At 64.7% G+C, this 17,428-nt stretch carries 15 protein-coding genes; 2 read left to right on the top strand and 13 right to left on the bottom strand.

From position 1 onward, the window contains the following. Positions 1 to 48: 48 nt before the first annotated feature. Both WJ542_RS19970 and WJ542_RS19975 read right to left on the bottom strand, forming a co-directional pair. Positions 49 to 732, bottom strand: coding sequence for a type 1 glutamine amidotransferase domain-containing protein (locus tag WJ542_RS19970; RefSeq protein WP_411191177.1), 684 nt, complete (start codon positions 730 to 732; stop codon positions 49 to 51). Between the two features lie 168 nt (positions 733 to 900). Then, positions 901 to 1,503, bottom strand: coding sequence for a TetR/AcrR family transcriptional regulator (locus WJ542_RS19975; protein ID WP_411191178.1), 603 nt, complete (start codon positions 1,501 to 1,503; stop codon positions 901 to 903). A gap of 138 nt (positions 1,504 to 1,641) precedes the next feature. Here WJ542_RS19975 and WJ542_RS19980 point away from each other — a divergent pair, with 138 nt between their 5' ends. Then, positions 1,642 to 2,292, top strand: coding sequence for an SGNH/GDSL hydrolase family protein (locus WJ542_RS19980; RefSeq protein ID WP_411191179.1), 651 nt, complete (start codon positions 1,642 to 1,644; stop codon positions 2,290 to 2,292). A 146-nt stretch (positions 2,293 to 2,438) separates the two neighbouring features. Here the strand turns inward: WJ542_RS19980 and cyoD are convergent, their stop codons facing one another. The 5 genes from cyoD to WJ542_RS20005 form a co-directional block, all read right to left on the bottom strand. Beyond that, positions 2,439 to 2,768, bottom strand: coding sequence for a cytochrome o ubiquinol oxidase subunit IV (gene cyoD / locus WJ542_RS19985; RefSeq protein ID WP_411191180.1), 330 nt, complete (start codon positions 2,766 to 2,768; stop codon positions 2,439 to 2,441). Then, entirely contained in the window at positions 2,769 to 3,380 is a 612-nt protein-coding gene (gene cyoC / locus WJ542_RS19990; protein WP_411191181.1) for a cytochrome o ubiquinol oxidase subunit III, read from the bottom strand. Beyond that, a complete protein-coding gene (gene cyoB, locus WJ542_RS19995; RefSeq protein ID WP_411191183.1) occupies positions 3,380 to 5,416 on the bottom strand; it encodes a cytochrome o ubiquinol oxidase subunit I in 2,037 nt (678 codons plus the stop codon). Before cyoB ends, cyoC begins: the two co-directional genes overlap by 1 nt. Positions 5,417 to 5,422: 6 nt before the next feature. Then, positions 5,423 to 6,310, bottom strand: coding sequence for a ubiquinol oxidase subunit II (cyoA, locus tag WJ542_RS20000; protein WP_411191184.1), 888 nt, complete (start codon positions 6,308 to 6,310; stop codon positions 5,423 to 5,425). Positions 6,311 to 6,662: 352 nt separating this feature from the next. Then, complete coding sequence (locus WJ542_RS20005; protein WP_411191185.1) at positions 6,663 to 8,204, bottom strand: NADH-quinone oxidoreductase subunit M; 1,542 nt, start codon at positions 8,202 to 8,204, stop codon at positions 6,663 to 6,665. A 731-nt stretch (positions 8,205 to 8,935) separates the two neighbouring features. Between WJ542_RS20005 and WJ542_RS20010 the strand changes: the two genes are divergently transcribed. Then, positions 8,936 to 9,415, top strand: a complete 480-nt coding sequence (locus WJ542_RS20010; RefSeq protein ID WP_411191186.1) for a hypothetical protein — start codon at positions 8,936 to 8,938, stop codon at positions 9,413 to 9,415. An 89-nt stretch (positions 9,416 to 9,504) separates the two neighbouring features. On the opposite strand, the gene WJ542_RS20015 is transcribed toward WJ542_RS20010, so the two are convergent. From WJ542_RS20015 to WJ542_RS20040, 6 genes are all read right to left on the bottom strand, one after another. Beyond that, complete coding sequence (locus WJ542_RS20015; protein WP_411191187.1) at positions 9,505 to 10,890, bottom strand: sugar efflux transporter; 1,386 nt, start codon at positions 10,888 to 10,890, stop codon at positions 9,505 to 9,507. A gap of 234 nt (positions 10,891 to 11,124) precedes the next feature. Next, the gene (locus WJ542_RS20020) at positions 11,125 to 12,837 is read right to left on the bottom strand and encodes an acid phosphatase (RefSeq protein ID WP_411191189.1); all 1,713 of its coding nucleotides are present in this window, start codon (positions 12,835 to 12,837) and stop codon (positions 11,125 to 11,127) included. A gap of 138 nt (positions 12,838 to 12,975) precedes the next feature. After that, positions 12,976 to 13,842: a proteasome-type protease gene (locus WJ542_RS20025; RefSeq protein WP_411191191.1), complete on the bottom strand. Its 867-nt coding sequence runs from the start codon at positions 13,840 to 13,842 to the stop codon at positions 12,976 to 12,978. 67 nt (positions 13,843 to 13,909) lie between these two features. Continuing rightward, complete coding sequence (locus WJ542_RS20030) at positions 13,910 to 14,710, bottom strand: transglutaminase family protein (protein ID WP_411191192.1); 801 nt, start codon at positions 14,708 to 14,710, stop codon at positions 13,910 to 13,912. A gap of 58 nt (positions 14,711 to 14,768) precedes the next feature. Next, positions 14,769 to 15,722: an alpha-E domain-containing protein gene (locus tag WJ542_RS20035; protein WP_411191193.1), complete on the bottom strand. Its 954-nt coding sequence runs from the start codon at positions 15,720 to 15,722 to the stop codon at positions 14,769 to 14,771. Positions 15,723 to 15,796: 74 nt separating this feature from the next. After that, positions 15,797 to 17,203, bottom strand: a complete 1,407-nt coding sequence (locus WJ542_RS20040) for a circularly permuted type 2 ATP-grasp protein (protein WP_411191194.1) — start codon at positions 17,201 to 17,203, stop codon at positions 15,797 to 15,799. Positions 17,204 to 17,428: the final 225 nt, after the last annotated feature.

Genomic DNA, 17,428 nt, shown 5'->3' on the forward strand with positions numbered 1-17,428 from the left:
CGCCAGGTTGAAAGATCGGGTATTTCGTATCGGCAACGCCGCCCGGCTTTACGCGCGGCGCAACGCCTGGAGCAGCGCCTCGGCCACCGGCTCCGAGGAAGCCGGATTCTGGCCCGTGATCAGAAGCCCATCGACGGCGACATGAGGCTGCCAGTCGGCGGCCTTCGTGTAGTGGCCGCCGCTGCCCTTGAGCATGTCCTCGACGAGGAATGGCACGACCTCGGTCAGGCCCACCGCCGCCTCTTCGGTATTCGAGAAGCCGGTCACCGACTTGCCGGCCACGAGCGGCTTGCCGTCCGCGCCCTTCACGTGCCGCAGCACACCCGGCGCATGGCATACGGCGGCCACCGGCTTGCCTGCGGCAAGCGTCCTTTCGATCAAGGCGATCGAGGCGGGATCCTCCGCGAGATCCCACAGCGGACCATGCCCGCCCGGATAGAACACGGCATCGAACGCGTTCACATCCACATCCGCAAGCCGCTTCGTACTGGCAAGCTCCGCTCGGGCGGCCGCGTCGGCGTCGAAACGGCGCGTCGCCTCGGTCTGCGCGGACGGATCGCTGCTCTTCGGATCGAGCGGCGGCTGGCCACCCTTCGGCGAGGCCAGCGTCAACTGTGCGCCGGCATCGCGCAGCGCGTAGTACGGCGCCGCGAACTCCTCTAGCCAGAAGCCGGTCTTCTTGCCCGTGTTGCCGAGGTCCTCGTGCGAGGTCAAAACGATCAGTACCTTCATCGGAATTCCTTTCTCGATGGCATCCCGGCGCTCTCGCGCCGTTGTGGAAACCGGTCCGTCATCAGTCAGTCAGCAGACTATTAGACCGGTCGTCTAGTCTATCGCGGCACGTCGAATCATGCGGCGCGGGTGCCCGCCCAGGCGGCGGCGCGCCCGCTCGCCGCCGGATTATCCGGCGGGCGGCAGGCCCAGCATGCGGCGCGTCGTCACCATGGCTGCATCGAGGGGCCGCCCGTCACGCCGGATCTTTCCCAGCAGCGTCGCCCCTAGCCACAGTTCATAGAGCGATGACGCCGTCACGGCTGCGTCGCTCACGCTCGCGAGCGTCCCGTCCTCGCGTCCTGCCTCGATGCACGCGGCGAGCCGCGCCACGATCTGCTCCGTGCCGCGCTGCAGGGCAAGGCGCATGGGCTCGGACAGATCGCAGACTTCGGCGCCCAGCTTGACCGTGAGGCATTTGCCCGCCGGGTCGTCGGCGCACTGCGTTGCGCGCCAGTCGTCCCAGTAGCGCATGAGCCGCTCGGCCGCCGTGCCCGGATGGCGCTCCAGCAGTTCGTCCAGGCGTTCGACATAATCGGCGAAGTAGGACGTCAGCAAAGCGACGCCAAACGCCTCCTTCGAACCGAAGTAGTGGTAGAACGACCCTTTGGGAACGCCGGCGGCCGCGAGGATCTCGCTGAGGCCGACCGCCGAGAAGCCCTTGCCCAGCAGGATGGGCATGGCGGTATCGAGGATGTATTGCCGCATTTCGACGGCGCTCTCTGCATTCATGGTGTGGCAGTCTACCGGCCCATTAGACCGGTCGTCTAGTCATCTCGCAGAATTCGTAGTGGCATGGCAGCGCCCGACGGACGCGATACGCGCTGTCGGGATTTCGCATCGGCAACTTATCCGCAAACGAGGAAACATATGGCGACCCGCACCCTGCTCTGTTACGGCGACTCCAACACGCACGGCACCAAGCCGCTCAACCTGCCCGGCGTGCTCGAACGCTTCGGCCCCGCCGACCGCTGGCCCGGTGTGCTGCGTGCGGCGCTGGGCGACGGCTGGAATGTCGTGGAGGAAGGCCTGCCTGCGCGCACCACCGTTCACGACGATCCCATCGAGGGCCGGCACAAGAACGGCCTCGCGTACTTGCGCCCCTGCCTCGAAAGCCAGTTGCCCGTCGACGTGGTCGTGCTCATGCTCGGCACCAACGACCTCAAGGCGCGCTTCTCCGTCACGCCCGCCGACATCGCGAACTCGGTCGACGTGCTGCTGGAGACGCTCGTGGCCTGCCGGGCCGGCCCGGGCGGCGCGACGCCGCACGTATTGCTGATGGCGCCCGCGCCGATCGAGGAAGTCGGCTTTCTCGGCGAAATCTTCACGGACGGCGCGGCCAAATCGCGCCTGCTCGCTCCGCTCTACGAGCGCGTGGCCGTGAAGTACGGCTCCGCGTTCCTCGACGCCGGCGACATCGTCAAGGTCAGCCCGACCGACGGCGTGCATTACGAGGCCGAGCAGCACCACCGCCTTGGCAAGGCCGTGGCCGAACTGGTCCGCCAGCGCTTCGGCGCCTGAGCGGCATCTGCGTCGCACCCGAAAGTTTTCTCGCTTTCCGAAGCGAAACCGCGAGCGCCAATGACAAACGCCGCCGGCTTTGAAGCCCGGCGGCGTTCGTCGTTCGTGCGCGCAGCGAAGCGTTGCGCACGATCCGACAATGATGCTCAGCGCGACATCATGTTCATGGCGACGTTGTGCATGACCCACAGCGTGCCGACGATCACGATCAGCACCGTCATCACCGTGAAGCCAAATGCTGTCACGTTCCAGCGCTGGCCCGACGACGTGTTCATGTGCAGGAAGAACACGAGGTGGACCACGATCTGCACCGCGGCCAGCACGGCAAGGCCAATCAGCGCGGTCTCATGCGGGAAGCCGCCATGCAGCACGAGCCAGAACGAAGCGGCCGTGAGCACCACCGCCAGGACGAAACCGGCCAGATAGCCGCCGAAGCTGCCGTGGCTTTCTTCTTCGTGGATAGGATGAGCACTCATTTAAATCACGCTCGCAAGATAAACAAAGGAGAACACGCAGATCCAGACGATGTCCAGAAAGTGCCAGAAGAGGCTCAGGCACGTCAGGCGGCGCACCGAGCGCTCGTCCAGTTCCGGGGCCTTCATCACCTGCACCATCAGGACGATCATCCAGATCATGCCGAACGTCACGTGGATACCGTGGGTGGCAACCAGCGTGAAGAACGACGAGAGGAACGCGCTGCGGCTCGGGCCCGCGCCTTCTTCGACGAGATGCGCGAACTCATGCAGTTCGAAATACAGGAAGGTCGCGCCCAGCAGGAACGTGACGGCCAGCCAGAACAGCACCTGGCCGGCGCGCTTCTTGTGCGCGCCGATCATCGCGAAACCGTACGTGATGGACGACAGCAGCAGCACCGCCGTTTCCATCGCCACGCCCGGAATGTCGAACAGGTCCTTGCCCGTCGGGCCGCCTGCGAACTGGTTCTGCATCACCGCGAACACGCCGAACAGCGTGCCGAACAGAATGCAGTCGGTCATCAGGTACAGCCAGAAGCCGAACACCGAATGCGCGGGCGGGTGATCGTGGTGATCGTGCTCCGCGAGTGCGGCCGCACTTGTCTTCGTCAACATCAGTTGGCCTCCAGTGCTTCTTCAACCTTGCCACCGCGCTGCTTGCCTGCAAACGCCTTGACCAGTGCGCGATTGCGCTCTTCTTCGTCGGCCCGGACCTTGGCGGCCGGGATGTAGTAACCCTCGTTCTTCTGGAAGCTGTAGCCGATGATCGTCGCGAGAATGCCGACGAAGCCGACGATCATCAGCCACCAGATGTGCCAGATGCCTGCGAAGCCGAGCACCAGCGCGAAGAAGCCGCTGAAGACACCTGCGCTCGTGTTGGACGGCATGTGGATGTCGGCGTACTTCGTGTTGATGACGTCCGGCGTTTCGCGGCCCGTTTCCTTCATGTGCTGGAACTCGTCGAGCTCGCTCACATGCGGGATGACGGCGAAGTTATACGACGGCGGCGGCGATGCGATCGCCCATTCCAGCGTACGGCCACTGCCCCACGCATCGCCCGTCAGGTCGCGGTTTTCCGGCAGGTTGCGGTCGCGGATCGAAACGTACAACTGCGCGAACTGATGCACGATGCCGATCAGCACGAGCACGGCGCCGAACCAGGCGATGATCATCCACGGATGCCATGCCGGGTTGTCGTAGTGGTTCAGACGGCGGGTGGCACCCATGAAGCCGAGCACGTACAGCGGCGTGAACGCGACATAGAAGCCCGAGAGCCAGAACCAGAACGCGCGCTTGCCGAGCTTTTCGTTGAGCTTGAAGCCGAACGCCTTCGGGAACCAGAAGTTGAAGCCGGCGAGGTAGCCGAACAGCACGCCGCCGATGATCACGTTGTGGAAGTGAGCAATCAGGAACAGCGAGTTGTGCAGCACGAAGTCCGCACCCGGGATCGCCATCATCACGCCGGTCATGCCGCCGATGGTGAAGGTGACCATGAAGCCGATCGTCCAGAGCACCGGCGAGGTGAATTCCAGACGGCCGCGGTAGATCGTGAACAGCCAGTTGAAGATCTTCACGCCCGTCGGGATCGCGATGATCATCGTCATGATGCCGAAGAACGCGTTGACGTCGGCGCCCGAACCCATCGTGAAGAAGTGGTGCAGCCACACGACGAACGAGAGCACCATGATCGCGCACGTTGCGTACACCATGGTCTTGTAGCCGAACAGCGGCTTCTTCGCGAACGCCGAGACGACTTCCGAGAACACGCCGAACGCCGGCAGGATCAGGATGTACACCTCGGGGTGGCCCCAGGCCCAGATCAGGTTCAGGTACAGCATGGCGTTGCCGCCGCCGTCGTTCGAGAAGAAATGCATGCCGAGGTAGCGATCGAGGCCGAGCAGCGCGAGCGTGACGGTCAGGATCGGGAACGCGGCCATGATCAGCACGTTCGTGCAGAGCGCCGTCCACGTGAACACCGGCATCTTCATCAGCGTCATGCCCGGGGCACGCATCTTGATGATCGTGACGAAGAAGTTCACGCCGGTCAGCAGCGTGCCCACGCCCGAGATCTGCAGCGCCCACAGGTAATAGTCGACGCCGACCCCTGGACTGTATGCAAGCTCCGAAAGCGGCGGATACGCGAGCCAGCCCGTCATCGCAAACTCACCCACGACGAGCGAGATCATCAGCAGGACCGCGCCGACGGTCGTCATCCAGAACGACAGCGAGTTCAGCATCGGGAACGCCACGTCGCGTGCGCCGATCTGCAGCGGCACGACGATGTTCATCAGGCCGACCATGAAGGCCATGGCCATGAAGAAGATCATGATGACGCCGTGCGCCGTGAAGATCTGGTCGTAGTGGTGCGGCGGCAGGTAGCCCGGCGCGTTGTACGCCAGCGCGAGCTGGGTACGCATCATGATGGCGTCGGCGAAGCCGCGCACGAGCATGACGAGGGCGAGCACGATGTACATCACGCCCAGACGCTTGTGGTCGACGCTCGTCAGCCACTCGGTCCAAAGGTACTTCCATTTGCCGAAGTACGTGACCACGCCTAACACGAAGGCGCCGATGACCGCCATGCCGATCATCGTGCCGAGAATGATCGGCTCGTGATACGGAATGGCATCCAGTGTAAGTTTTCCGAACATGCCTCGTTACCCCTTCGTACCGCACGACGCGTCATTGAAATCCGTGACGTGGCCGTTGTTGTACTTCGCGATGATGTTGTTGAAGAGCTTCGGGTCGACCGTCGAGAAGTACTGAACCGGTACCTTCTCGCTCGGCTGCGCGACCTGCGCGTACTTGTCCATCGAAAGCTGCGTCGAGGACGCCTTCACCTTCTGGACCCACGCGTCGAAGTCTTGCGGGTTCGATGCGATCGTGCGGAACTTCATGTCCGAGAAGCCCTTGCCGCTGAAGTTCGCCGAGAGGCCGTCGAAGTCGCCGGCGTGGTCGGCGATCAGGTGCAGGCGCGTTTGCATGCCTGCCATCGCGTAGATCTGGGTGCCGAGCTGCGGGATGAAGAACGAGTTCATCACCGAATCCGACGTGATGTTGAAATTCACGGGCGTGCCGACCGGCAGCGCCAGTTGGTTCACCGTCGCGATGCCCAGATCCGGATAGATGAAGAGCCACTTCCAGTCGAGTGCGACCACGTCGACGGTAATCGGCTTGACGTTCGATTCGAGCGGCTTGTACGGATCGAGCTCGTGCGAGGTGTTCCACGTCAGTACGCCAAGGAACAGGATGATCAGCGTGGGAACGGTCCAAACGACCACTTCGATGGCCGTGGAGTGCGACCATTTCGGCGCATAGGTGGCGCTGCGGTTCGTCGCGCGATAGCGGTACGCGAACCAGAGCGTCAGTACGATCACGGGGATCACCACGATGAGCATGGCCCAGGTGGAAGTGGCGATCAACTGCTTCTCGGCAACCCCAACGCTACCCTTGGGATCGAGGATTCCCGCGCTGCATCCGGAAAGACACGCGGCCAATCCGGCTCCGACGGGAAGCAATAACCTTTGCAAGGTTGTTCTTTTCATCACGTTTGCCTGAATTTCATTCATTGAGTGGTTCCGGACACATCCTCTGACATCGGACAAAGGAAGCGCGCCCGCATCATACAGCCGCTTTGATTTTTAACAAGCAATGAATGTGGAAAATGATCTTTGCCGAAACGAAACTGAGACACTTTGCCGCACACGTTCGCCGCGTGCTGTCGCACCCGGAGGCGAACGTCTACGTGTTTGCCCTGCGTCGTTTCGCCGCCGATCCCGCCGCGGCTTTTTTTCGAAACGCCCTGCTATTCGAAAACCTTCTTTCACACGTACACGCGCGCCGTGGCGCATCTCACGATGCGGCACGGCGCGCGTGTACGCGGTCAAACCTGAGTGATCACGTCGGGGAACGCTGCGCGTTGACTTCCGCGCCGGCGCGCACCGCTTCGGCAGACGCAGCACCGTCCGCCGGCTGCTTCGAGCGAAGCGCCTGCGTGACGAGATTCGCCGCCGACAGCTCGATCGCATCCGTCATGGGCTTCGGATAGAGGCCCACACCCAGCACCAGCGCCGAGAGCGAAACGAAGATCAGCAATTCGCGGCCGCCGATGTCGGCCAGCTTTGCCACGGTCCTGTTCGCAACAGCGCCGAAGATCACGCGCTTGTACATCCACAGGGTGTACGCAGCGCTCAGAATGACGGTCGTCGCGGTCAGCGCGCCGATCCAGAAGTTCACGCGGATCGCGCCCATGATGACCATGAACTCGCCCACGAAGCCCGAGGTGCCGGGCAGGCCCACGTTGGCCATGGCGAACAGCATGAAGAAGGCGGCGTAACGCGGCATCGTGTTGACCACGCCGCCGTAGGCCTCGATGGAGCGCGTCTTCGTGCGGTCGAACAGCATGCCGGCCGCGAGCAGCATGCCGCCCGCGACGAAACCGTACGAGATCATCTGCACGATCGCGCCTTCGGTGCTGAGCTGGTTGAAGAGGAACAGACCCAGCGTGACGAGACCCATGTGGGAGACCGTCGAGTACGCGAGCATCTTGGCCATGTCGGTCTGCGCGAGCGCGAGCAGGCTGCCCCACACCACGGCCACGAGCGAGAGCGCAATGATGACCGGCGCCAGGAAGTGCGCGGCGTCGGGAGTGACAGGCAGCGTGAAACGCAGGAAGCCGTAGGCGCCCAGCTTGAGCATCGCGAGCATCACGGCCGCGCCCGTCGGCGCTTCGAGGTTCACGTCGGGCAGCCAGGTATGCAGCGGCCACATCGGCACCTTCACGCCGAACGCGGCGAAGAAGCCGATGAAGACGAGGAGCTGCGGGACGAGGCCGAGCTGCAGGTTGTGCCATGCGGCCATGTCGAAGGTGTGCGCCTCGCTGTAGAGATACAGCATCGACACCAGCATCAGCAGCGAGCCGCCGAACGAGAAGAAGAAGAATTTCACGGCCGCGTGGATGCGGTGCGCGTTGCCCCACACGCCGATCAGGAGGTACAGCGGGATCAACTGGGCTTCGAAGAAGACGAAGAACAGCATGCCGTCCGTCGCCGCGAAGGTGCCGACCATCAGCCCCGAAAGGATCAGGAATGCGCCGAAGAACTGGGCGACGCGCATGCTGATCGACTGCCAGGAGGCGATCACGATCACGAGCGTCGTGAATGCGGTCAATACGACCATCCACAACGAAATGCCGTCGATCCCGAGGCGCCACGCCACGCCGAACTCGGGCAGCCAGTTGCGGAACACCACGAACTGCATGCCGGTGACGGTATTGTCGAAGCCAGCGATCAACGGCAGGGTCAGCAACAGGCCGACGACGGCGCCGACGAGCGCGACCCAGCGCGCGCGCTGCGGATGACCGGAACCCACACGCAGGACGACCACGCCGAACAGGATGGGAATCCAGATCGCCAGACTCAGGAACGGGACGGATTGCATTTCACAAGAGACCTTAAAAACGCCCGGCGCACAGCGCCACGTACGCGCCACAAGGCGCGAAAGCACATTGAAAGATTGCCGCGGGTAGAAATTCGGACCGGACCGACTGTAATGTTTTTGTTAGCGCCTCGGCAAAGAACGACACACGCTCAAGGGTTAACGAGGGTAATCAATCATCGCAGATTTTGCAGCGCAACAATACAAGCCGATTCAGAATTTGATATAAGTCTCTGTTTTAAAAAGATTTTCTATCGTCACAAAAAGTAACATCTGCGTGCTTCCATCGTTTTTTTGACCAGAACTCAGGGGGGACAGGCACCCTGCGAGCGGTTCCGCGACGCGGGCGTCCATTTGTCGCGGCCCGAATAATACCTTACTTGATTATTTCGTTTCAATTACTCACGCGACGAAGCCCCCGCGCGAGCCGGTGCGTGCGAGCACGAAAAAAAGCCCCGACCGGAAAGGATCGGGGCCAAGCTCTCACTATGCGCCAGGGACTTCGCAACGCATTGTTCGCCACTCTAGCCCCTTCCGCTGCCGCCATTAAGCATCGTATGCGGAAGAGTCCTTTCTACGGAACGCGGGATCCCATCCCGGTTGCAGCACGGCAGGTCAAGGACCTTTCCTGCGATCTGGGCCGCCCATACATAAATGAGAATCATTTGCATTTACAGCGAGAATGCCTCATCATGGAGCCCGTGCCGGCGAGCCCGGCGTTTGCTGGAGCTTCCATGCACCCCATCGCCCGTTTTCACCGCAACGACACGCTGCTGGAGGACTCGTTCGCCCAGCATCCGGACAGCGCGGAGCAAACCGTCCTGCGCGCGGTTCGCACCTGGCTGCGCCCGCACTGCGACGCCTACGGCAAGGAAGAGAGCTGGCGCGGAGTCCTCGTCGAAGCGGGGCTCGGCGCAGACGGAGTGGGCCATTTCGACCTGCTGATGGGCACGCTATGCCGCGCTTCCTGCCGTCCGCTCGATACACGCTGCCGGTGCGCCTCCGAACTCGCCACCGATGAGGCCTCGCTGCTGCGCACCCTCGCGCTGCTGCAATCGACGCGCAGCGAAGCGGCGGTTCAGTTGCTCAACGACTGGCTGCCCATGCCGAGCGTCTCCGGCATGCTCAAGTCGGCCCGCTGGTTCGCGATCGCCCTGCTCGACGCGGGCCTGCGCCTCTCCGAGCGGCCGCGCCGCGTCACCTACATGCACTGAAGCCGCGCCGGCCGAAGCACGGCGCGTTCGGTTGGTCGGCCTCGTCGATTGCCGCGGCGGGACCGGATCGCCGGAGACGCAGCATTGGCTCACCGTTTCGCGCCCCGCCCTCTCACGAATCGCAGCACCGCGCGCGCGATATGCGGATACTGCTCGCCGGGCACCGCGAAGAGCACGAGCGCGCAGAGCGCCAGCAAGCCGCAGAACAGGAACGTACCGCGATAGCCCAGCGCCTGCACGAGCAGCCCCGAAAGCACGCCGGAGAGGATCGAGCCAAGCCGCGCCGCGTTGAAGAAGAGCGCGGTGGCACGGCCCGGTGAATCCGGCATGAGATCCTGCACGTAAGTCATGCCGAGACACGACGTGACGGCCACCACGAAGGCATTGAGCATCTGCATGGGAATCAGCGCGTGCACGCCGGGCGCCGACGCCATCGCGACGAAGTAGACCGCATGCACGACCGCGCACGCCGCGAGCCAGCGTGGCTTGTTGAGCACCGAGGCGCGCGCGCCGAGCGCGAGCATCATGGGGATCTCCATGAGCGCGCCGAGACCCAGCATGATCGACACGTCGATCCGTGTCCCCTGCAGCCCGTGAACGATATAGAGCGGCAGCACGATCATCGTGGCATTGGCCGCGAGGCCGATCAGCGTCAGCGCCACGACGGCGCGCATGATGTCCTTTGAGGACACCTCGGGCGTCGACACCTGACGCCTCGCCGCCATGCGCGCGCCGGCGCGCCCGAGACTATGCCCCGGCTCGACTTCGGCCTGCGTGAGCGGCTGGCCCTCGTAGGGCAAGTCGTCCCGTTCTTCCTGTTCGCCCTGCCCGGCCGGCGGCGCCGTGGGGCGCGGCATCAAATGCTGCGTGGCGTGCTCGTCCACGCGCGGCTCGCGCATGCGCCAGACGATCGTTGCGCAGGCCGCAAAACTCGCGGCCGCAAACAGAAAGAGACCATAGAACCCGGCGGCCGCAAGCACGAGCGCGCCGACCGCCGGCCCGAACACCCAGGCCGCCGAAAGGATCGTGCGCAAGGTCGCGCTGGCAAACGTCCGCTCGGCGTCGTCGGCGGCGGGCAGCGCGGCACGGCTGAACGAGAACACGAGCGACAGCGCGCAGCCGCCCGCGCCGATGAACGCAATGCCGACGGCGAGCAGCATCCGGTAGTCGCGCACGATGCACAGGCTCAGATAACCCAGCGTCGCCGCGCACAGCGAAACCAGCAGCAGCAGCCGGTGCTTGCCGGTCGCGTCGCTGTAGCGGCCCGCGGCCGTGCTGGCGATCACGCCGCTCGTGGCGATGGCCGTCATGAAAATACCGAGCCTGAGCGGCGACATGCCGGCACGTTCGACGCCGAAGAGCGACAGATAGGGGGCGGTGAAAGACATGGCCACGCCGAGCATGAGCGTGGCGCCGGCGAGCGGCAGGAATCCGGGGATACGCAGAAGACCGGCAAAGCGCGAGTAGTTGAGCACGGCGCGACAGAGAATGGCGTGGGGTGGACCGGCAACGCGCGCTGCCGCGTCAGGCGCCGTATCAGCAGCGATTATCGGGCGGAATCGCGTGAGCGCGCAACAAACGGGACAAGCGGGACAAGCGGAATCGCGCCGTCCGCTTGGGGTTGACGTGCGTTCGCGAACGCACGACGAGTTTTCCACAGAATCGGTGCAAAACCCTGGGGATAACTTCCGCCGGAAAGTTCATCGCGCTCAAGCCAGCGCGAGCGCCCCCGTAAGATCGCCCGGCGGCGTCTGCCCGCGCGAGACAAACGCGTGATCGCGCGCCGCCACGGCCTCGAGCGGCGTCAAGCCGTGAACGCGCGTGATGAAGCGCAGGATCGAGGTGGTGTCGTACATCGCGTGATCCACATAGCCTTGCCTGGCGAACGGCGCAATCACGAGCGCGGGCACGCGCGACCCCGGGCCCCAGCGGTCGCCGATGGGCGGCGCGACCGGATCCCACCAGCCGCCGTTCTCGTCGTGCGTCATCACGATCACGGTGTTCGCCCACAGCGGGCTGCGCTGCAGGTGCTCGATCACCGTCGTGACGTGCCGGTCGCCCGATTCGACATCGGCGTACCCCGCATGCATGTTGAGGTTGCCCTGCGGCTTGTAGAACGTGACGGCCGGCAGCCGTCCGGCGTCGATGTCCGCGAGCAGGCGGTTGGTCGACGGATCGTCGCCCACGCCCGCATCGCGCAGGTGCCGCGCGCGCGCCGCCGTGCCCGGGGCGAAGTTGGCAAAGTAGTTGAACGGCTGGTGGTGATACTGGAAATCGGGCACCGCGCCGGTGTCGCGATGGTCGAGCGCGTACTGCCAGGCACCGCTGTACCAGGCCCAGTCGATGCCCTTCGCCGAAAGCCGGTCGCCGATCGTGGCGTATGTCTGCGGCGTCAGCACGCGCGGGTCGGACGGGTCGGCGAGAGCCGGATTGCCGTCCCCGGCGGGCCGCGCGCTGCTCGGCTGATACGGCGGCGCCATCGTGTTCACGGCGTAGCCGTCGGGCGTGAAAAGGCCGTCGCGGACGAACTTCGGCGGCCCGGCGAGCGCCGATGCGGGGCAGTCCGGCGCCGGCTTCAGGCGCGTGCCGCGCGGATCGTCCCCCTCGACCACGGAGACGAGGTGCTTCGCCGGGCTATTCTGAATGTCAGGATAGTAAGGCGCCTGGCCCGAGATCAGAAAGACATGGTTCAGCCACGATCCGCCAAAGGCCGCCATGAAGAAGTTGTCGCACAGCGTGTATTGCTGCGCGAGGCGCCAGAGCCGCAGCGTCTGCGCGGAGTTCTCGTAATAGCCCATCACGAGGCCGCCCGAATCTCCCCATGCCGCGAACTGGTTGTTGCGGCCCGCGTTGATCTGCATCTGGTTCTGATAGAAGCGATGCACGAGATCGCGCGTGATGATTCCGTTCGGCAACGGCTGCCCCTGCGCGTCTACGATGCGAAACGGCGCGTTCGACAAGCCGGTGATGGCGTGCTCCGCGATCATGTAGCGCTTGCCGTCCAGCTCCTGCGCCTGCGGCACGAGCCCGCCCCAGATCTTCGGCAACTGCGCGAGCGGCGTCTGGCCGTCGCGGTCGAGCTGCGTGTAGCGCTCGGCGCTCACGTTCGCGAGCGGATGCTGCACGCCCGGGAAGTTGCCGTAGAGATTGACGAAGCTGCGATTCTCCGCGTAGATCACCACGATGTGGCGCACCTGGTCGCGCAGCGCCGCGTCGATACGCAGGTCGGCCGCACTGCGCGGCGCGGCCGACGCACTGTCTTCGGCCGTCTGGCAGCCGCCGAGCGCAATCCCTACACCAACCGCCGCAAGACCCGTGAGTACCCGGCGGCGCGCCGGATCGTCGGGACCGGCGGGTGCGGATTGCGCGTCCAGAGGACGCTCCTCGTTGTCGTTGCCGGGATGCGAGTCGTTTTGCTTCATCGGGCTGTCTCTCCTGATCACGCGCGCCGCTGCGCGCCATCGTTCAGGAGAGTGAGCATACCGTTTCCGTTCTTGCCGGGGCAGGCTGCATGCCGGCCGCTTCGGTGAACTTTCCGCGGCAGCTTGCTGGCCATCGCGTCAGTCCTGGCCCGGCGCGCCCCGCTGCGGCTGCGCTTGCGCGAGCGTCTGCGCCGGACGCGCCTGCGGCGCCTGCCCATCCGGCAGCGGCCGCGGCACCGCCGGCAGGCTCGCGCGCTCGCCGCGCGGCACACTCGCCGTTTCGGCCCAGAGCGGATCGGGAATCTCGCCGAAGACCTGCCGCAAGCGCGCCCCCCAGGTCGAATGGATCATCTGGAAGTACTCGTTGTCCTGGTCGAGCAACGCGTAGCGCGTGACGCGCAGCGAGTCGCGCTCGTAGACCAGCAGGTCGAGCGGCAGACCGACCGAGAGATTCGAGCGCAGCGTGGAATCCATTGAAATCAGTGCGCATTTCGCGGCCTCGCCGAGCGGTGTGTCCGGGGTCAGCACGCGGTCGATGATCGGCTTGCCGTATTTCGATTCGCCGATCTGAAAGTAGGGATTGACGCTCGACGTTTCGATGAAATTGCCCGCCGCGTAGATCTGGAACATCCGCATCGGCTGTCCGCGCAACTGCCCGCCAAGGATGAAGCTGCAATTGAAGTCGACATTGAAGCTCCTGAGCGCCTCGGCGTCGCGCCGGTGCACCTCGCGCACCGCCTCGCCGACCACGCGCGCGGCCTCGACCATCGTGGGCGCATTCCACAGCGTAGGACGCGTGCCGTCGTGCGGCTCGGTGAGCACTTGCAGCGTAGCCTGCGTAATCGCGAGATTGCCGGCCACGAGCAGCACCAGCACGCGCTCGCCCGGGTCCTCGAACACGGTCATCTTGCGCGATGTGCTGATGTGGTCGACACCCGCATTCGTGCGCGTGTCCGACAAGAACACGAGCCCCTCTTCCACCGCCATCGCCACGCAATACGTCATACCAGGCCTCCGCCCTGCCCCCGCTTGCCCTCGCAGCGGTTTCCGTTGTTATATCGAGAAAACTATTCTATTGCTGTGACGCCTCGACGTTCACCTGCACGCTCACGTCCATCGTTTCGCCCACCCCGCCCACGCGCCGTCCGCGCACCGGCGCCGCCGCCTCGTAATCGCGCCCCACCGCGATCCGGCAGTATTTTTCGCTTGCGAAACACGCGTGCGTGACGTCTACCGTCACCCAGCCGTTGTCGAGCCAAACGTCCACCCACGCGTGGCTCGCCATTTCGGGCACGTCGCCGGGATCGACGTAGCCGCTGACGTAACGCGCCGGCACCCCCCGCGCGCGACACAGCGCCAGCATCACGTGCGCGTGATCCTGACACACGCCGCGGCCGAGCGCAAACGCGTCGGCAGCCGAGTGCGTCACGTCCGTCACGCCCGCTTCGTAGCGCACGCGCTCGGCCACCCGCGCCGCCGCGTCGAGCAATGCGCCCGCGTCGCCGAGAGCCGGCAGGCTCTGAGCGAAGTCGGTCAGCGCCGCGTCGGCCTCGGTGAGCCGCGTGGGCGACGTAAAGTGCTGCATCGGAATGGGTCCCTCGCCTTCCGGCAGACGGCCCTCCGTCAGCGGCACCGTTTCGACCTGCCCGCGCACGCGCAGGCGGATTTCCCGGTGCGGACGCGTCAGCACGAGCGTCATCAGCGCGTTGCCGTACGCATCGCGCCCCGCTTCGAGCTTGCCGGGCGCGTCCACGAGCCATTGCGTGACGATCTGTGCGGGCGTGGTGAGCGGCGAAAGCCGCAGTTGCTGGATCGAATAGTGCACCGGCGCTTCGTAGCGGTAAACGGTGTCGTGGCGAATGGCGAGCTGCATGACGAAAATCCTCTGGTTCCACAATGACGGAAACGACCGGTGCCGTGCAGGCGCGTGCCTACTCTACCGGCATCATCAGATAGGTGCGCGCGACCTGGTTGCCCAGTTCGTACACACGCGCGAGGAACTGCGTGAGAAACGTATGCACGCCTACCGAAAAAATCTGCCGCAGATCGGCATAGAGCAGTTCGGCGCGCAACTTGCCTGCCGTGCGTTCGACTTCGCGCGAGGCGCCGGTGCGCAGCATGGTCAGATTCGTGCAGACGCCCTCCATGGACGCCAGCAGCGAACGCGGCATCTGCTGGTTGAGGATCAGCAGCTCGACCACGCGCGCGGGCGTCACCACGTCGCGATAGACCTTGCGATAGATTTCGAGGGCCGACACGGAACTCAGGATCGACGTCCAGTAATAGAAGTCTTCGAGCTGTCGCGCCGCCGAGCGCGAGTCGGCCTCCTGCACCTCCACGAAGCGCACGTCGAGAATGCGCGCCGTGTTGTCAGCGCGTTCGAGAAAGGTGCCCAGTTGCGTAAAGAACAGCGCATCGTCCTGCAGCGCCGTGCCGAGCGTCACGCCACGCGACAGATGCGAGCGGAACTTGACCCATTCGAACAGCGTCTCGGGGTGGACCGAGAGCTCGTCGCCGCGCAGGCGTTCGGCGAACTGCAGCCAGGATTCGTTGATCGTCTCCCACCATTCGGTCGTGAGCGTGCCGCGCACGGCGCGCGCGTTCTCGCGCGCCGCCAGCAGGCAGGAATAGATGCTCGAAGGATTCGTCGGATCGGCGACGAGAAATTGCAGCACGTTCGAGCTCGTCACCTCTTCGTGGCGCGCGTCGAACGCGGGCTCCAGTTCGGAGATGCGCAGCATCGCGCGGTGCGTGCGCGCCTCGCTGTCCGCGCTGCGAGGCAGCAGCAGCGCCTTGAGATTGATGTCCAGCATGCGCGCGGTGTTCTCGGCCCGCTCCATGTAGCGGGCCATCCAGAACAGGTGATCGGCGGTACGGCTCAGCATGGTCGGTCCTTATACGGGTCGGGGTTACGCGTGCGAACTCGTTCGCAACGTCATTCGCGAAGTGGTTCGCGACGTTACTCAAGCACCCAGGTATCTTTGGTGCCGCCGCCCTGCGAGGAATTGACGACGAGCGAACCCTCCTTGAGCGCGACGCGCGTGAGTCCCCCGGCCGCCATCTGGATCGTCTTGCCCGAGAGCACGAACGGACGCAGATCGATATGGCGCGGTGCGATGCCCGCCTCGACGAAGGTCGGGCACGCCGAGAGCGACAACGTGGGCTGCGCGATGTAGTTGCCCGGGCGCGCGAGCAGCCGCTCGCGAAACGCCTCGATTTCCGCGCGCGTCGAGGCCGGCCCCACCAGCATGCCGTAGCCCCCGGCGCCATGCACCTCCTTCACGACGAGTTCCGGCAGATGATCGAGCGTCCAGGCGAGGTCGTCCGGGCGGCGGCACTGCCACGTCGGCACGTTGTTGAGGATGGGCTTTTCGCCCAGATAGAAGGCGATCATGTCGGGGACGTAGGGGTAGATCGACTTGTCGTCGGCCACGCCCGTGCCCATCGCATTCGCCAGCACGACGCGGCCCGCGCGATACGCCGTCAGCAAACCGGGCACGCCCAGCGCCGAATCGCCGCGAAATGCGAGCGGATCGAGAAAATCGTCGTCCACGCGCCGGTAGATCACATCCACGCGCCGCGGCCCCTGGGTCGTGCGCATGAATACATAGTTATCCTCTACGAAGAGATCTTTGCCCTCCACGAGCTCGACACCCATCTGCTGCGCGAGGAACGTGTGTTCGAAGTACGCCGAGTTGTACATGCCGGGCGTGAGCAGCACGACGACGGGATCGTCCACGCCGGTGGGCGCCGAAGTGCGCAGCGTGTCGAGCAGCAGGTCCGGATAGTGCGCAACGGGCGCGATCTTGTGCTGAACGAACAGTTCGGGAAAAAGCCGCATCATCATCTTGCGGTTCTCGAGCATGTACGAGACGCCGGACGGCACGCGCAGATTGTCTTCGAGCACGTAGAACGCACCATCGCGGCCGTCGCGCACGATGTCGATGCCCGCGATATGCGCATAGATGCCGAGCGGAAGATCGATGCCCTGCATCTCGGGCCGATACTGCGCGTTCGTATAGACCTGCTCCGCCGGAATCACGCCGGCACGCACGATATTGCGTTCGTGATAGACGTCGTGGAGGAACAGGTTGAGCGCCCGCACGCGCTGGCGCAGGCCCGTTTCCAGCAGCGCCCATTCGTCGGCCGGTATGACCCGCGGTATGAGGTCGAACGGGATGAGCCGCTCGGTACCGGACAGGTCGCCGTTGACCGCGAACGTGATGCCGACCCGCCTGAACAGCAGGTCCGCCTCCGCGCGCTTGCGTGTCATCGTTTCGGCGGTCTGGCGCTCCAGCCAGCGCTGGAACCGCTCGTAGTGCGGGCGCGCCGCGCCCGCTTCGCGCATCTCGTCATAGACTTGCATCGGCTTGTTCTCGCGCGTGAATGCAGCCGCGTTTGCGCATGCCGCCGCTGGATTGCGACGTCATGCCATGCGCGCTGCGGTCCTGCCAGAAAAGCAAGTGATATGCCATGTGCGATCGCAAATTCTGCGCAGGAATGGTGCACCGTCGATGACGATGATAAGTCGAACGCGCCCGCTTCGGCGCATGCGTGGCGCACCCGCCCCAATGTGGTGCGCGCGGCCGCC

The sequence above is a fragment of the Paraburkholderia yinzeri genome, assembly GCF_046581065.1.
Lineage (GTDB): Bacteria > Pseudomonadota > Gammaproteobacteria > Burkholderiales > Burkholderiaceae > Paraburkholderia.

What these genes read in the sequence shown, in the direction of transcription:
- WJ542_RS20005 (WP_411191185.1), bottom strand. Translation starts at nt 8,204, where the DNA reads ATGCAATCCGTCCCGTTCCTGAGTCTGGCGATCTGGATTCCCATCCTG.
- WJ542_RS20020 (WP_411191189.1), bottom strand. Translation starts at nt 12,837, where the DNA reads ATGAAGCAAAACGACTCGCATCCCGGCAACGACAACGAGGAGCGTCCT.
- WJ542_RS20010 (WP_411191186.1), top strand. Translation starts at nt 8,936, where the DNA reads ATGCACCCCATCGCCCGTTTTCACCGCAACGACACGCTGCTGGAGGAC.
- WJ542_RS20030 (WP_411191192.1), bottom strand. Translation starts at nt 14,710, where the DNA reads ATGCAGCTCGCCATTCGCCACGACACCGTTTACCGCTACGAAGCGCCG.
- cyoC (WP_411191181.1), bottom strand. Translation starts at nt 3,380, where the DNA reads ATGTTGACGAAGACAAGTGCGGCCGCACTCGCGGAGCACGATCACCAC.
- WJ542_RS20035 (WP_411191193.1), bottom strand. Translation starts at nt 15,722, where the DNA reads ATGCTGAGCCGTACCGCCGATCACCTGTTCTGGATGGCCCGCTACATG.
- WJ542_RS20025 (WP_411191191.1), bottom strand. Translation starts at nt 13,842, where the DNA reads ATGACGTATTGCGTGGCGATGGCGGTGGAAGAGGGGCTCGTGTTCTTG.
- cyoA (WP_411191184.1), bottom strand. Translation starts at nt 6,310, where the DNA reads ATGAAAAGAACAACCTTGCAAAGGTTATTGCTTCCCGTCGGAGCCGGA.
- WJ542_RS19970 (WP_411191177.1), bottom strand. Translation starts at nt 732, where the DNA reads ATGAAGGTACTGATCGTTTTGACCTCGCACGAGGACCTCGGCAACACG.
- cyoD (WP_411191180.1), bottom strand. Translation starts at nt 2,768, where the DNA reads ATGAGTGCTCATCCTATCCACGAAGAAGAAAGCCACGGCAGCTTCGGC.
- cyoB (WP_411191183.1), bottom strand. Translation starts at nt 5,416, where the DNA reads ATGTTCGGAAAACTTACACTGGATGCCATTCCGTATCACGAGCCGATC.
- WJ542_RS19980 (WP_411191179.1), top strand. Translation starts at nt 1,642, where the DNA reads ATGGCGACCCGCACCCTGCTCTGTTACGGCGACTCCAACACGCACGGC.
- WJ542_RS19975 (WP_411191178.1), bottom strand. Translation starts at nt 1,503, where the DNA reads ATGAATGCAGAGAGCGCCGTCGAAATGCGGCAATACATCCTCGATACC.
- WJ542_RS20040 (WP_411191194.1), bottom strand. Translation starts at nt 17,203, where the DNA reads ATGCAAGTCTATGACGAGATGCGCGAAGCGGGCGCGGCGCGCCCGCAC.